Here is a 14,963-nt window from a genome sequence, read left to right on the forward strand (position 1 = left end):
ATATAAAATTCCTTTCTATTTTTTATTTATTCTAATTCTACGCCCATTTTACCTGCTACTCTAGCGAGGATAACGGTAACGAGTACTGCAACAATGGTTACAACAATAGCGTATACGAATAAACTTGGTAAAGCATCACCGGTTCCAATAACACTTTCGATTAATTTTTGGATTGCATCGTTCCATGCTAAACCTGCAACGAATGCGAATGCAGTGGTAATTAATCCAAGAATAGTTTCCATGATTAATTTTGTTACTTCAGATGCCATACTTTTCACCTCCATTTAACCTATATGTTCCCTCTACTAAGAACATTTATATATTTATTTTTTGTTATTAAAATAATTTTAGTATTACTCAAGTGATTTGATTAGATTTTCACATGCAAGTTTTGGATTTTCAGATTCGTAAATGCTTCTTCCAACAATTATTGCATTTGAGTATTCCAAGGTCTTCTTGCCGTCTCCGCCTTGCTTTCCAACGCCCGGTGAGATGATATATGCCTCATCTCCAACAATGTTTCTTATGTCTGACAGGCGGTCAAGTCTTGTTGCCGGTGCAACATAGTTTTTGATTCCCATCTCGACTCCCATTTCAGCTATTGCGTCTGCATTCTTTTGCAGAAACATCTTGGCTCCTGGGTGGGACATTTCAGTCAGTAAGAACAGTTCCTTTCCATGTTTGTTTGCCATGTCAAGACATGCCTGAACGCTGTCAGATCCGACGAATCCGTGGCATATTATTGCATCGGCTCCTGCCTTGAAGGTTTCGTCACATATCTTGGAGTTTGTTGCATCGATATCTGCAACCTTGAAGTCGCATATCACTTTGAATCCGAATTTGTCCTTTAATTTATTGATGATTTCAAGACCTTCCGCAAGTGCGAGTGGGTAGCCTATTTTTATTGTGTCAATATAATCCTTAATGGAGTCACACATGTCAATGGCTTCACTTTCACTCATTACATCGAGGGCTAAAATTAAACTATTTTTTACATTCATGGTATCTACTTTGTTATTTATTCTATTAAATTATTAGGTGTGCCTAATTTTTTAGTATTACTTTTTACTATACATTTATATGTAATAAGTGATATAATAAGATTATCAATAAAACTTTATTAAATTTTAATTATAATTTAAATTTTTATTGAGAATTTTATCAATTCGTTTTGATATATTTGGAGGAAAAAATTTATGCATATTATGGAAGGATACTTACCATTAGAATGGTGTATTGTATGGTTCGTTGTAGCAATCATCTTTGTCGCTTATGGTATTTATCAAATCAAAAAAATCGTAGATGAAACCCCTGAATCCAAGGCATTACTCGCTGTGAGTGGGGCTTTCATGTTCATCTTATCATCTTTGAAATTACCTTCTGTTACTGGAAGTTGTTCACACCCTTGTGGTAACGGATTAGGTGCAGCATTATTCGGTCCTGCTGTAACTGCAGTATTAGCAACTATTGTACTTATTTTCCAAGCATTATTACTTGCTCACGGTGGATTAACCACTTTAGGAGCAAACATTGTTTCAATGGGTATCGTTGGACCTGTCGTAGCTTGGATTGTTTACAAAGCTTTTACCAAAGCAGGCATATCATCAACAATTGCAATATTCTTTGCAGCATTTTTAGGTGACTTGTTAACTTACGTTACAACCTCATTCCAATTAGCATTCGCATTCCCTGCACCAACATTCAGTGCAGCATTAACTAACTTCTTAGTTATCTTTGCGGTTACTCAAATCCCATTAGCTGTTGGAGAAGGTATTTTAACAGTAATCATCTGGGACAGATTAAAAGCTTACAAACCAAAATTATTAGATAAACTTGGTGCATTAGCTCCTAATGAAGCATAAGGTGATAAATATGAAAACATCAACATTAATTATTTTAGCTATAGTTTGTATCATTATCTTCATCGCACCATTAGTGATGTTCAGTGGTCATGGAGAAGATGACGGTTACTTTGGTGGATCCGACGATGCAGCAGGGGAAGCTGTAGAAGCATCCGGTTTCCAACCATGGGCTCAGTCTATATGGGAACCACCTAGTGGTGAAATCGAAAGTTTATTATTCGCTCTTCAAGCAGCAATAGGAGCAATCATCATTGGTTACTTCTTCGGTTACTGGAGAGGACAAGGTAAAGAAGAATAAATATTCTTCTTAACTTATTTTTTTTAGTGATTTTTTATGAAATTTGATATGGATTATATTGCTCATCATAATGAGTTGACAGAAACAAATCCTTATTTTAAACTGTTCCTGACAATATTCCTGTTGATTTTAACTTTAGCTCTTGATAATCTATATTTCGACATATTCATTTTTGTAGTGATGTCCATTGTCATTTTGGCAGTGGCCAAGATAAATTTCAGATCATATCTTAAGTTCTTATCAATTCCGATGGCATTTGTAGTCATAACATGTCTGTTCCTGATATTCTTCTTTGGAAATGGAGAAGTCATATACGAAACAGGAATATTTGGCATAGTGGTCACAACTGATTCCCTTCACTATGGGGTCTATACATTCTTTAGAGTTGTTGGATGTTTGCCTTTGCTTGGATTTTTGGCATTGACCACACCAATTGCAAAGATTTTGCATTGTCTGGCCACATTGAAGGTTCCAAGAATTGTAATTGAGATTGCACTTTTGATGTACAATTCAATTTTCATATTCCTAAATGAGATTGACACTATGCAGAAGGCACAGGAAACAAGACTTGGATATCATTCCTATTGGAATTCATTTAAATCTCTAGGAGCACTTGCAAGTACAATTTTTCTACGATCTCTTGATAAGAGTGAAACATTACAGCATTCTCTTGATTCCAGAGGGTACACTGGTGAATTGCCAATTTATGAACCACAAAAAAGGGAGTAATCAATCATGTTAGAAGTTAAAAATATTAAATATTCATATAATGCGGATTATCAGGCATTGAAGGGAGTTAGCTTAAAAGTAGAAAAAGGAGAAATGGTTGCTCTTTTAGGTAAAAACGGTGCTGGAAAGTCAACATTGTTCCTGCATTTGAATGGTATTTACGAACCTGATGAAGGGCAAGTTTTCATTGACGGTGAAGAATTAAAGTATGACAAAAAGTCCCTGCTCAAGTTCAGGCAAAAGGTAGGAATTGTATTTCAAAACCCTGATGACCAGATTTTCGCTCCAACAGTTGAGGAAGATGTAGCATTTGGGCCTTTAAACTTAGGGCTTTCTATGGAAGAGGTCCAAGATCGTGTTGAAGAGGCTCTTGCTCGTGTTGGAATGAACGGTTTTGAGAAAAAGGCACCTCATCACTTGAGTGGAGGTCAAAAGAAAAGAGTTGCTATTGCAGGTATTCTTGCAATGAAACCTGAAATTATGGTTTTGGATGAGCCTACTGCAGGTCTTGACCCACAGGGTGTAACCAATTTAACAAAATTATTAAAAGAACTCAATGATGAAGGAATTACAATCATAATATCAACACATGAAGTTGATTTGGTTCCAGATTATGCTAAAAGAGTATTTGTTTTGGTGGATGGGTTGTTGATTGCTGAAGGAACACCTAAAGATATCTTTTCTCAACCAGAAATTTTAAAGCAAGCTAACCTTGAAGTTCCAATTGTCACTGAACTGTTCCAAAGGCTTGAAGCCGAAGGCATAGATATGGAAGATGACTATCCGTTGACAATTGACGAGGCAAAGGATAAGTTTCTAAAACTTTTAGATAAAAACTAATTTTTTTTTAACTCAAAAATTTTTCATAATTCTATAGCTTAAAGTATTACTCGCAGTAATAAAAAATAATACTTTCTTATTTTTCAACTAAACTTTTATATTTTAAAAAACATATTTTTTCATAAGGTGAATTTACATGAGAATTGGAATTTGTGACACAACTTTCGCTCGTTTTGATATGGCCAGTGCCGCCATAGACGAGCTTAAAAAGAACGCTTATGATTTGAAAATAATCAGGGAAACCGTTCCCGGCGTTAAGGATTTACCTGTAACCGCTAAAATTCTCATTGAAGAGGAAAATTGTGACATTGTGATGGCACTTGGAATGCCTGGACCTATGGAAAAGGACAAGATGTGCGCTCACGAGGCATCAACCGGTTTGATTAATGCACAATTGATGACCAATACGCATATATTGGAAGTTTTCGTTCACGAAGATGAAGAGGAAGACCCTGTGGAGCTTGCAAAGCTTGCAGAAAACAGAGCACGTGAACATGCGCAGAATCTAATCAAAATGATGTATTCCAGAAAGGCAATGAGAAAAGAGGCAGGAATGGGTATGCGTGAAGGAAAAGAGGATGCAGGACCTTTATAAGTGATATAAAATGGAATATGAACTAACTTCAGAAGATAGAAATGCAACATTTGTTGTTCTTCCAGCATATAACGAAGCAACAAGAATACAGCCGGTAATCGAATCCATTGCAGATAAGGGCTATAATATGGTCATTGTCAATGACGGTTCATCAGACAATACCTTGGATGTTATTCTGGATTCCAAAAGGAAATATCCGGATAAGATTCATGTATATTCTTTAATGATAAATCGTGGTGTAGGAATCGCAACACAGACTGGTTTTGATGCAGTATTGAAATATGATCCAAAGTATGTTGTGAGCATGGACTCAGATGGACAGCACTCAGCTGATGACTTGGATAATGTAATAACTCCACTAGTCACTGGCCAAGCTCATGCTGTAATTGGCGTTAGGCCACTTAAGGACATGCCTTTTACCAGAAATTTTGCAAATGCCATCATGAACTTGCTTACAAGAATATTTTATGGAGTTAATGTAAGTGATTCTCAAACTGGTTTTAGGGCAATAACCCAGGATGCATTGAAAAAAATCAAAATCAATGCCAGAGGATATCTCATTTCATCAGAGTTTATTCGTGAAGTCAATGACAAGAATATTCCATTTGCAGAAGTTCCAATTCAAACAATCTACACTCCTGAAACTCAAGCAAAAGGAACTAATGTCAAAGAGGCATTAAAAATTTTAATTCAAATGATAAAACATCAGTTTTAGGTGATTAAATGTTATTATATTCAATATTATTTCCAATAATCTCAATATTAGCTATTCTATGGTTTGTTTATAGATACATGAAGCAAAAACAATCCTTGATAACTGTAATACTATGGACTGTACTTTGGATGTTCGTAATATTGTTTTCAATATTTCCAAAAGCAAGTGAGAGGTTTGCAAGCCTATTCGGTATAACAAGAGGTTTGGATTTCATTATCATTGCAGTATTTTTAGTGTTATTCTACATCATATTCGGATTATTCAATAAAATAGATATTCTAAATGATGAAATCAACAAAATAGTTAAGGAAGTGGCAATCAATAATGAAATATCTCTTGATGATGAAGAGGATGAATAATGATTTACTTTAGAGGATGCACTGCAAGGGAAAAGGAAACCAGCATTCAGGAAGCAACTGAAAAGCTATTGGGCCTTGCAGGTGTTGATTATCATATTTTGGATGAGGAGGCTTGCTGTGGATCAGTGCTCCTCAGAACTGGTTTTTTAAAAGATGCACAGGAACAAATCAAAAGGAACACTGAGTCTTTTAAAGATGAAACCATTTTGGTTTCATGTGCTGGATGCTATAAGACTCTTAAGGAGGATTATGAAGGCTTGGATGTGATTCACATTTCCCAATTATTAAATGATTTGATTGAAAATGGCAGTCTTAACATTTCTAAAAAGGATTTGAATGTCACTTATCACGATTCATGCCATCTGGGCCGTCATATGGAAGTTTTCGATGCCCCTAGAAATGTCATTGAAAGTGTTGCAAATCTGATTGAAATGGAAAACATCAGGGAAAACAGCTTATGTTGTGGAGCTGGAGGTGGGGTGAAATCCGCTTATCCTGAAATTGCTTCACAAATGGCAAGTACAAGAATTGCACAGGCTAAAGACACAGGCTGCAAAACCCTTATTACTGCATGCCCGTTCTGCAAGCTCAACTTGTCAAATGAGGAAATGGAAGTCATTGACTTAACTGAATTTTTAGTGAAATATGGTGATATGGATGAAACCCAGTGAACTTGAAACAATGAGAAAGTCATTCAACACTGTCAAAAGCAGGTCCGATTCCATTAAGGATTCCCCATCCACAAAAAGGCTAAAAAATAGGGTTCAGGAAATCAAAAAAGAATCAATTGAAAATAACGATTACTATTTGAATCAGGCATTGGAGTCATTTAAAAGGAATGATATTGATGTTTTAATGGCTGAAAACGCACAGGATGCATTGGACATTATTGACGAATTGCTTGATGAGTATGATGCAAAAGTTATCGCAAAGGCAAAGTCAAATACGTTGGGTGAAATAAATCTCAAGGGTCATTTGGCAGACAAGGACATTGATGTTGTTGAAACCGATTTGGGGGACAGGATTCTTCAGCTTAAAAGAACAGACAACAAGCCGGTTCATCCAACAGGTCCGGCTTCACATTTGAACGTTTCAAACATAACTGATATAGTCAACGAGTCATTGGACGTTAATGTCAATGCGGTTCCAAGGGAAATCATGGAAGTTGTAAGGGGTGATGTTCTAAATCGCCTAAAAAATGCCAACGTAGGTATAAGTGGAGCCAATGCAATTGCCTCTGAAGAGGGGTCATGTGTAATGGTGCACAATGAGGGCAATATTTCAATAGTTTCACTAAAGGATTTGCATATAATTGTAGCTGGAATCGATAAAATAGTACCTACACTGGAAGACGCAATCTCCCTTGTGAAACTTGAAACAGTATTTGCAACAGGCAACTATGTGACTTCATATATGAATGTAATATCAGGTCCGTCAAAGACAGCGGATATTGAGAAAAAGCTTTTGAAAAACATGTATGGTGCTGAAAGGGTTGTCTTGATTCTATTAGACAACGGAAGGAGTGAAGCAACTGAGGAATGCCTTTACTGTATCGGATGCGGTAACTGTGTTGTTCACTGTCCGGTTTACAATGCGGTCGGAAACGAATTCGGATTCAACAACTATTTGGGTGGCCGTGGAGTTGCAATGTCAAAATTCATCGAGGATGATGAGACCTGCTTTAATTCAGGTCTTTACATGTGCACATTGTGTGGATTATGTACATTAAACTGTCCTTTGACAATACCAACTAATGAAATCCTTGAAAACATGAGGAAATTGTCAACTGAAGTTGGGTTTTACCCTAAGGCACATGGCAAAATCAAGGATAATGTTTCCAGGAACAATTCTCCTTACTAATTTTATTTTTTTTAATTTTTCTCTTTGATTTTCTTAAAACCAATAATATTATAAATAATAAAGAAGTAATATTATTATATTATAAAATTATATTTTATTGGAGGAAATTTATGCTTCTATTAATAAGTCCTATAAATCATGAAGAAGCTCTTGAATCAATCAAAGGTGGAGCAGATATTGTTGATGTGAAAAATCCTAAGGAAGGTTCTTTAGGCGCTAATTTCCCTTGGGTCATTAAAGAAATCAGGGAATTAACTCCTGAAGACAAGCTTGTTAGTGCAACTTTAGGTGATGTGCCTTACAAACCAGGTACAGTTTCACTTGCAGCAATGGGAGCTCACGTTTCCGGAGCAGATTATATTAAAGTTGGATTATACGGAACAAAAAATCATGACGAAGCTGTAGAAGTCATGGAAAACGTTGTAAAAACTGTAAAAGATATTAGTGAAGATACAATTATTGTAGCTGCAGGTTATGCAGACGCTCACCGTGTAGGTGCAGTTGACCCTATGGAAATACCAAAAGTTGCAAAAGACGCTGGATGCGACCTTGCAATGCTTGACACTGCAGTTAAAGACGGTCATACTTTATTCGATTATTTGGATATCGACCAATTGAAAGAATTTGTTGACGAAGCTCACGGATACGGTTTGAAAACCGCACTTGCAGGATCTGTTAAAAAAGACCAATTAAAACCATTACATGACATTGGTTGTGATGTTGTTGGAATCAGAGGAGCTGCTTGTGTAGGTGGAGACAGAAATACTGGTAAAATCCACCACAGTGCTGTAGCTGAGCTCAAAGAATTATGTGATTCATTTTAAATAGGTGTAAATTATGTCATTTTCTAAAAAAGTTCAAGAAGCAAGAATGTCTTATACTTTTGATGATTTTCTCTTAACTCCAAATGCAAGTTATGTAGAACCAAAAGACATAGACACTACAATCGAATTAGGTAAAGGAATTAAATTAAACATCCCAGTCTTAAGTGCCGCTATGGATACAGTTACTGAAGCTGACTTGGCAGTAGCTATGGCACAAGAAGGAGGTGTTGGTGTAATTCACAGAAACATCACACTCGAAAGACAAGTTGAAGAAGTAAGAAAAGTTAAGAATGCTGAAGACTTGACCATCCGTGATGTTGTAACTATTGCTCAAGATTCCACTGTTGCTGAAGCTCAAGACATCATGCGCAATGAGCTTATCAGCGGGTTGCCTGTTGTTGACGGTGATGAAATTCTTGGTATTATCTCAAAAAGGGATATCAGACCATTCTTAAAATCAGAACCAAAAACTGAAATTAAGGATATCATGACTTCCGATGTTGTAACTGTCGAGGAAGGGGTTACTGCTGAAGAGGCATTGAATATCGCATACGACAATAAGGTTGAAAGACTCCCTGTTGTACGTGACGGCAAGTTAGTTGGAATCATTACTATTAAAGACATTTTAAATCAAGCACAATATCCTAATGCTGCTCGTGATAAAAACGGCGACTTTTTGGTTGCTGCAGCATGTGGTCCATTTGATTTGGACCGTGCAATGGCATTGGATCAAGCTGGTGCTGACATTATTTCCATTGACTGTGCTCATGCACACAACATGAACGTAGTCAAATTTACAGAAACCATTAAAGATAATATTGATGCTGAATTATGTGTGGGTAACATTGCAACTGCAGAAGCTGCAGAAGACTTGATTTCCATGGGTGTTGACGCACTTAAAGTGGGTATCGGTCCGGGTTCAATGTGTACCACTCGTATTGTAGCTGGTGTTGGTGTGCCACAATTGACTGCAATTTCAGATGTTGCAGATGCCGCAGCTGACTCAGGCATTCCGGTAATTGCTGACGGAGGTATCAGATACTCTGGAGATGTTGCAAAAGCTATCGGTGCTGGAGCAGATGCAGTAATGCTAGGTAACTTACTTGCAGCTTCCCTTGAAGCTCCAGGTGACATTGTTGTCATGAACGGTAAACAATACAAGAAATACCGTGGAATGGGATCAATGGGTGCAATGACCAGTGAATTTGATGGTGGAGCAGACAGATACTTCCAAGGACAAAAAAGTAAAATGAACCATACTAAATATGTTCCTGAAGGAATCGAAGGTGCTGTTCCATATAAAGGAACCGTTGCAGAAATCCTGTTCCAATTAGTGGGCGGTTTGAAATCATCCATGGGTTACTGTGGTGCTAAGGATATTGCTGCAATGCAAGAAAAAGCAAACTTCGTTAGAATTACAAGCAGTGGAATCAAAGAATCCCACCCACATGACTTGTTAATAACTAATGAAAGTCCTAACTATCCAACTCTTGACTAGTTGGATTCATTTTAATTTTTTTTGATGGGAATTTGAATAATGGCATAGGATTTATAGGTATAACTTTTTTTCTCATCAAAAAATGTATTTTTTCGCTTAAAATGCTAATTTTAAGCAAACCTTTAAATATTAGATTATCTTATATTATATTATTAGATAATTTTATGATTATTTTACATAATCAATGTAAATTCTTTAATTAAATTATTATTATTACGGAGAGAATATAAATGGCAAGAACTAAAAAAGTGGGTATTACAGGAAGGTTCGGTGCAAGATACGGAAGAAAAGCAAAAAGATCTGTAAAGATCATCGAAGAAAACATGAAAAAGAATCATGTTTGTCCTAAATGTGATAGACCTTACGTAAAAAGAGAAGCTGCTGGAATTTGGAAATGCAGAAAATGTGGTGCAGTATTTACTGGTGGAGCATACGTTCCACAAACTCCTATGGCAAAATCTGCAGCACGTAACATCAGAGACATTCGTGTGGAGGAATAGGCCTTGTATAGGTGTCCACGTTGTGGAGCAGAAGTAGATCATAAAAGCTACATGGAAAACAAATGTCCTAAGTGTAGATACAGAATCTTATTTAAAAATGTTCCAGAAACTACTAGAATTATAAAAGCAAGATAAATCATTATCTTCTTTTACTAAATTTTTTATACTATTTTTGATTTAAATGTTAATTTCAACTTCTAGAAAACCTTCTCAAAAAACTAGGAAGTTTTGTAAGAATTTAGCACATGCTACCGGTTCAACCTCTGTCAATAGGGGAAAAATGAACATGCGCGAGCTATTGTTAAAGGCGTTGGAAGTTGACGAGTACAATGTAGCCGTTGTAAATGAGATTAAGGGAAATCCTAGTAGAATTTCTTTTTATTCCAATAAGGGGGAGTTGTTGTTGACAATCCTCATTGGAGCAACCCTTGACAATGAGAAAATGAATATTGCTCCATCAAAATTGAAAGTAGTTTCCGAAGTAGACAATCTTAACGTGTTAAGCGATATTTTGGATTTTGATTTAGTGGATAAGGCTGAAGATAATTATATTTTGATTGCTAAAAGTGATGATTCACAGGCAAGAATTCGATTCATTAACAAATTTGGAGACATGATTAATTTCCAAATCAACGTTAAAAAGATTTTAGAGGTTTCAAATGATTGAAGACACTCCTCTTGAATCTGTTAAAAGTAATATTGTTGTCGAATTCGATAGTGGTGACCAGGCTCAAATTGTATATGATTCCATAATCTTGGAGTTTGAAACCGCCCCTGATTTCAGATCATCAATGACTATTGATTTAGTCGGCTCTAGTATCCATATCAATATTGATGCAGAAGACTCTACATCTTTTAGAGCTTCCGTCAACTCCGCAATCAAGTGGATTAACTTAGCATTGCAAATAAATGATTTGACAATTTAATGTTTATATAATAATTAAAAATTAATTAGGTGATATTATGGAGATTCCTGAAAACATTCAACAACAATTAAATCAGTTTCAACAATTACAACAACAAGCTCAAGCTGTAAGCATGCAGGTTCAAAACGTTGAAGTACAAATTCAAGAAACTGAAAAAGCATTAGAAGAGCTTAAAAAGACTGATGAAAACACTGAAGTATTCAAACAAGCAGGTACTTTACTCATTAAAGTAGAATATGCTGATGCTTTAGCTGACACTGAAGACAAATTAGAAACTCTTCAATTAAGAAAACAAACCATGACCCGTCAAGAAGAAAGAGTCATGAAAAAACTCGAAGAAATGCAAGCAACCATTCAAGCTGCAATGCAAGGTATGGGCCAATAGGCTTAGACCTTTTATCTTTTCTTTTTTTAGATTTTTATGTCAAAACTTAAAGTATTAACTCAAGATGATCTGGCTGAAATTTCCGACAAGTTCGGTGAAATTTTAGAACATGAAGTTTCAAAAGCTTTGCCTAGCAAGGAAATTGAGGATTTGGACTTGGACATCGTTCTCAATTATGAAAATGAGCAATTAGATGTCGATGTCGATGTTGGAGTCATGTTCGATGAGTTATCTGAAATCACACAAGACCAAGTAATGAAAGCTATTGATGAAGCTTATTTAGGCTTTGATTCATTCATTGATGAGAATTACAGAGTTTAATTATTTTTTTTAAATTTTTGAGTAATACTTATATTATATTTTTTATTATATTAAGTAATACTTTTTTATAAAAAAGTATTTATATCATTAGGGCCAACTATTATATAGAGTTTGGAGTAATCTCAATAGCTTAGCAATATTAGGACAAACACGTAATACTATCTTTCAAATTCCCTCTTTCAATTACTTCAAACTTCACCTATTATTTTTTTATCAATTTAACTTTATCAATGTCATTTTATTAAATTTGGAATATTTTTAAGTCGTTAAAATCTTGCGTTTTACGATTTTTAATTTTTATTGGACAAATGTTAATTTTTATATGTTTGATATTATGTCATGTTTAATTATTTGATTAGTTTATTAAAATTTATATATTCAAGTATACTTTAATTTTTATAAATTATAGTAACATTTATATACTATGCAAAATAACTTAATTAATAGAGGTTCATAACGTAATCGTTATCGACTTAAATTGATCATTATTTTTATACTCGAGAGGGGCTGAAAAACACGTATGTTCCTCTCACCTCCTTAAGTTTTAATACTATTTTTTACTAACTATTTAATATGATTAAGAAAATTCCAGTAATAGATTTAAAACAACACCAAGCCGTAAGCGGCAAGTCAGGCATGAGAGACACATATCAACCATTAAAAACAGTTTTTGCATCATCTGCAAATCCAGTTGAAATCGCACAGGGATTGAAGCTTAACGGTGCAGACGAGATGTACATTGCAGACCTTGACTTGATTGAGTCACAGGGCCACAACATAAACGACATCAAGATGGTAAACACAATAATTCCTGTAATATTTGATGGTGGAGTCAAGAACCTTGAAGGGTTCGAATTCTTCCTTGACTATGCATACAAGGTAATCGTTCCGACAGAAACATTGGAAAGCATCGATGAGCTTAGAAAAATATTCGAAAAGTATCCTAAGGAAAGGATTGTAGTGAGCGTTGACACTAAAAACAATGAACTGCTTGCAAAAAACATGGACTTGACATTGTCTGAATTCAGAGACATTCTTGTTGAGCTTGATCCAAATGACATAATCCTTTTGGACATTACTGGTGTCGGTACAGAAAAAGGCTACAATGAATATCTACTTAATGAATTTGCTGATTTAAAAGATAAATTAATTATTGCTGGTGGTTTGAATAAAGAATCTCTAGGTGAGTTGGATTCTTTAGGTATAAAAAGAGTGTTGATAGGAACTAGCCTACATTCTGGTGAAGTTAAACTTCTAGATTAAAACACTTAACACTAAATAAGGGAATATGCATGCAATAACAAATAATGCTATTCCTAAACCTAATTTCGGATTGTTGTCTTCAAGAGATCCAGAAATTATTAATATTAATGCAAAAAATCCAAAAATTACTGGTAAAATATGTGAAAATATTGTTGTTCCCATAACTGCCATTTTTAATCACTACTATAATTTACTTTTTTTAATTATATAAAATTAACTTTATATTTTCTATATTGGGGAAATGATAATCTTTTTTTATAATAACTATAAAATATTAAACCAATGAGAATAGATACGCATCATCACCACAAGAAAGCTGGTGAAAATTTAGCATTTGTATTTTTTATGAATTTGGCGTTTAATATAATAGTGGTTATAGGAGCCCTTGCAACAAACAGTATGGCAATACTTGCGGATTTCATTCATGACGCATCAGACACAATTTCAATTGCAGTCGCATGGATTCTGGAGCATGTTGCCCAAAGAGACTCAACAGACAATTATTCCTATGGATACCAAAGGTTTTCAATTCTTGGTGCAGTAATCATCTCCATTTTCGTAATCATCATGGCATTTGTGATTTTATCTGAGGCAATACCAAGGCTTTTTGCACCTGAAGGTGTCGATGCAGGTAGAATGCTGGTTGTGGCCATTATAGGTATCATTTTCAAATCAATTTCAGTGTACAGGTTGCATGATGGTGAAACATTCAACGAAAGGGCAATCCTGTTCCATCAGCTTGGGGATATTTTTGAATGGGTTGCCATTTTGATATTGAGCCTTGTGTTGATGTTTTGGGACGGTGCACAATACCTTGATCCATTCGTTTCAATTGGAATTGCATTCTGGCTGATATTCAACCTTGGAAGAAACCTCTACAAGTCAGTTGAGGTTTTGCTTCAAAAGACCCCTAACTATTTTGATGTAGATGAGTTCAAGAAATCCATTGAGGGAATTGAAGGCGTGAATGCGGTTGAGGATTTCCATGTATGGTCACTTGACGGAATAGATTCAGTCATGACCGTGAAGGTTGATGTGGACTTCGGCAAGAATGTCGAGGAAATCAAAAAGGAAATTTACGATATTTCAGCGAAGTATCATGTTGTGGACATCACAATCGAACTTAAATAATTAAAGAGGATTATCTATCATGACATTGGTTGCAATAGGTCCCGTTACAAAGGATCTAATCGTCATTGGCGGAGAAAAGTCTTTCAAGGTTGGAGGAGCCACATATTATCAATCCTTCGTATTCGAGGAATTTTTCGGGGATTACTTGGCTATCGTCAATTGTGCGGATGAAAGCCTAATTAATGATTTTCCAAATTTGGACAAGGTCAGGGTAATCAAAAAAGACGACACTCATTTTTTCATTAATGACTATCCCGATAGGGATGACAGGGACACTCGCCTGCAGTTGAGCAATTTTGCAGACATCCCAATCCTGCCGTCTGATTTGGAGGAAATCCTGCCTGATGAGATTGACGGTTTTGTGATAAACCCTCTCAACAGACATGACTTTCCGGCTGAAACGGTTGAATACCTGAAAGGTTTCAATGTTCCCATATTCCTTTCGATACAGGGTTTTTTAAGGATTCCTGACGTTGAAGTAAATGAAAATTACACTCTTAAATTAGAGTACTTTGATGAGTTAAGTGGCATTTTAAACGGTGCCTCTTCAATATTTATGGATGAGTCAGAAGCAAACATCATAGGCATAGACTTTGATGTGGATGAGGTTGTCATAACTGACGGTTCTCATGGGTCAAGAATTGTGGGTGATGGTGAAATCAGGATAGATGCTGTGGGATGTGATAATGTCGTTGACACCACCGGCTGCGGAGACACCTATATGGCATCATACATTACACAAAAATTATTGATGAAATCATCTGAAACTGCCGGAAAATTCGCATCAAGGATTGCCAGTGAAAAAATAGAAAATTTTGGACCATACAATTTAAACAGGTACTTGTAATTTTCATATT

At 35.6% G+C, this 14,963-nt stretch carries 23 protein-coding genes; 20 read left to right on the forward strand and 3 right to left on the reverse strand.

Annotated elements, in window-relative coordinates; all coding sequences use genetic code 11:
* Nucleotides 1-26 precede the first annotated feature (26 nt).
* Nucleotides 27-269, reverse strand: coding sequence for a DUF5654 family protein (locus ILA26_RS03175; RefSeq protein ID WP_292893988.1), 243 nt, complete (start codon nt 267-269; stop codon nt 27-29).
* 84 nt (nt 270-353) lie between these two features.
* Nucleotides 354-1,001, reverse strand: coding sequence for an orotidine-5'-phosphate decarboxylase (gene pyrF, locus ILA26_RS03180; protein WP_292893990.1), 648 nt, complete (start codon nt 999-1,001; stop codon nt 354-356).
* Between the two features lie 195 nt (nt 1,002-1,196).
* On the opposite strand from pyrF, the gene cbiM reads away from it, so the two are divergent.
* From cbiM to ILA26_RS03270, 18 genes are all read left to right on the forward strand, one after another.
* The gene (gene cbiM, locus ILA26_RS03185) at nt 1,197-1,862 is read left to right on the forward strand and encodes a cobalt ECF transporter S component CbiM (RefSeq protein WP_292893992.1); all 666 of its coding nucleotides are present in this window, start codon (nt 1,197-1,199) and stop codon (nt 1,860-1,862) included.
* Nucleotides 1,863-1,872: 10 nt separating this feature from the next.
* Entirely contained in the window at nt 1,873-2,160 is a 288-nt protein-coding gene (locus ILA26_RS03190) for an energy-coupling factor ABC transporter substrate-binding protein (protein ID WP_292893994.1), read from the forward strand.
* Nucleotides 2,161-2,196: 36 nt separating this feature from the next.
* A complete protein-coding gene (gene cbiQ, locus ILA26_RS03195) occupies nt 2,197-2,889 on the forward strand; it encodes a cobalt ECF transporter T component CbiQ (RefSeq protein ID WP_292893996.1) in 693 nt (230 codons plus the stop codon).
* A 6-nt stretch (nt 2,890-2,895) separates the two neighbouring features.
* Nucleotides 2,896-3,729, forward strand: coding sequence for an ATP-binding cassette domain-containing protein (locus ILA26_RS03200; RefSeq protein WP_292893998.1), 834 nt, complete (start codon nt 2,896-2,898; stop codon nt 3,727-3,729).
* 136 nt (nt 3,730-3,865) lie between these two features.
* A complete protein-coding gene (gene ribC / locus ILA26_RS03205) occupies nt 3,866-4,324 on the forward strand; it encodes a riboflavin synthase (RefSeq protein WP_292894000.1) in 459 nt (152 codons plus the stop codon).
* Between the two features lie 10 nt (nt 4,325-4,334).
* A complete protein-coding gene (locus ILA26_RS03210) occupies nt 4,335-5,039 on the forward strand; it encodes a glycosyltransferase family 2 protein (RefSeq protein ID WP_292894002.1) in 705 nt (234 codons plus the stop codon).
* A gap of 8 nt (nt 5,040-5,047) precedes the next feature.
* Complete coding sequence (locus ILA26_RS03215; protein ID WP_292894004.1) at nt 5,048-5,398, forward strand: DUF2304 domain-containing protein; 351 nt, start codon at nt 5,048-5,050, stop codon at nt 5,396-5,398.
* On the forward strand, nt 5,398-6,069 hold the full coding sequence (locus tag ILA26_RS03220; protein ID WP_292894006.1) for a (Fe-S)-binding protein: 672 nt from the start codon (nt 5,398-5,400) through the stop codon (nt 6,067-6,069). Before ILA26_RS03215 ends, ILA26_RS03220 begins: the two co-directional genes overlap by 1 nt.
* On the forward strand, nt 6,056-7,258 hold the full coding sequence (locus ILA26_RS03225) for an LUD domain-containing protein (RefSeq protein ID WP_292894008.1): 1,203 nt from the start codon (nt 6,056-6,058) through the stop codon (nt 7,256-7,258). Before ILA26_RS03220 ends, ILA26_RS03225 begins: the two co-directional genes overlap by 14 nt.
* Nucleotides 7,259-7,368: 110 nt before the next feature.
* Nucleotides 7,369-8,082 carry a (5-formylfuran-3-yl)methyl phosphate synthase gene (locus ILA26_RS03230; protein WP_292894010.1) on the forward strand — a complete coding sequence of 238 codons (714 nt, stop codon included), beginning with the start codon at nt 7,369-7,371 and terminating at the stop codon, nt 8,080-8,082.
* A 13-nt stretch (nt 8,083-8,095) separates the two neighbouring features.
* Entirely contained in the window at nt 8,096-9,580 is a 1,485-nt protein-coding gene (guaB, locus tag ILA26_RS03235) for an IMP dehydrogenase (RefSeq protein ID WP_292894012.1), read from the forward strand.
* A 230-nt stretch (nt 9,581-9,810) separates the two neighbouring features.
* Nucleotides 9,811-10,080, forward strand: coding sequence for a 50S ribosomal protein L37Ae (rpl37A, locus tag ILA26_RS03240; protein ID WP_292894014.1), 270 nt, complete (start codon nt 9,811-9,813; stop codon nt 10,078-10,080).
* A gap of 3 nt (nt 10,081-10,083) precedes the next feature.
* The gene (locus tag ILA26_RS03245; RefSeq protein WP_082706360.1) at nt 10,084-10,215 is read left to right on the forward strand and encodes a DNA-directed RNA polymerase subunit P; all 132 of its coding nucleotides are present in this window, start codon (nt 10,084-10,086) and stop codon (nt 10,213-10,215) included.
* 46 nt (nt 10,216-10,261) lie between these two features.
* Nucleotides 10,262-10,747 carry a ribonucleotide-diphosphate reductase subunit beta gene (locus ILA26_RS03250; protein ID WP_292894016.1) on the forward strand — a complete coding sequence of 162 codons (486 nt, stop codon included), beginning with the start codon at nt 10,262-10,264 and terminating at the stop codon, nt 10,745-10,747.
* Nucleotides 10,740-11,006 carry a KEOPS complex subunit Pcc1 gene (locus ILA26_RS03255; RefSeq protein WP_292894018.1) on the forward strand — a complete coding sequence of 89 codons (267 nt, stop codon included), beginning with the start codon at nt 10,740-10,742 and terminating at the stop codon, nt 11,004-11,006. The genes ILA26_RS03250 and ILA26_RS03255 overlap by 8 nt, the downstream gene beginning before the upstream one ends.
* 37 nt (nt 11,007-11,043) lie before the next feature.
* Entirely contained in the window at nt 11,044-11,391 is a 348-nt protein-coding gene (locus ILA26_RS03260; protein WP_292894020.1) for a prefoldin subunit beta, read from the forward strand.
* Between the two features lie 36 nt (nt 11,392-11,427).
* Nucleotides 11,428-11,712 (forward strand): DUF3194 domain-containing protein, encoded by a 285-nt coding sequence (locus ILA26_RS03265; protein ID WP_292894022.1) that lies wholly within the window; start codon nt 11,428-11,430, stop codon nt 11,710-11,712.
* Between the two features lie 573 nt (nt 11,713-12,285).
* Nucleotides 12,286-12,975, forward strand: a complete 690-nt coding sequence (locus ILA26_RS03270) for a HisA/HisF family protein (RefSeq protein ID WP_292894024.1) — start codon at nt 12,286-12,288, stop codon at nt 12,973-12,975.
* Here the strand turns inward: ILA26_RS03270 and ILA26_RS03275 are convergent.
* Nucleotides 12,967-13,146 carry a hypothetical protein gene (locus tag ILA26_RS03275; RefSeq protein ID WP_292894025.1) on the reverse strand — a complete coding sequence of 60 codons (180 nt, stop codon included), beginning with the start codon at nt 13,144-13,146 and terminating at the stop codon, nt 12,967-12,969. The two genes, ILA26_RS03270 and ILA26_RS03275, sit on opposite strands and share 9 nt — an antisense overlap.
* A gap of 111 nt (nt 13,147-13,257) precedes the next feature.
* Here ILA26_RS03275 and ILA26_RS03280 point away from each other — a divergent pair, with 111 nt between their 5' ends.
* Together ILA26_RS03280 and ILA26_RS03285 are read left to right on the forward strand one after the other, a co-directional pair.
* Nucleotides 13,258-14,106, forward strand: a complete 849-nt coding sequence (locus ILA26_RS03280; RefSeq protein ID WP_292894027.1) for a cation diffusion facilitator family transporter — start codon at nt 13,258-13,260, stop codon at nt 14,104-14,106.
* A gap of 19 nt (nt 14,107-14,125) precedes the next feature.
* Complete coding sequence (locus ILA26_RS03285; RefSeq protein WP_292894029.1) at nt 14,126-14,953, forward strand: PfkB family carbohydrate kinase; 828 nt, start codon at nt 14,126-14,128, stop codon at nt 14,951-14,953.
* Nucleotides 14,954-14,963: the final 10 nt, after the last annotated feature.

This window comes from Methanobrevibacter sp. (assembly GCF_017940815.1).
Lineage (GTDB): Archaea > Methanobacteriota > Methanobacteria > Methanobacteriales > Methanobacteriaceae > Methanocatella.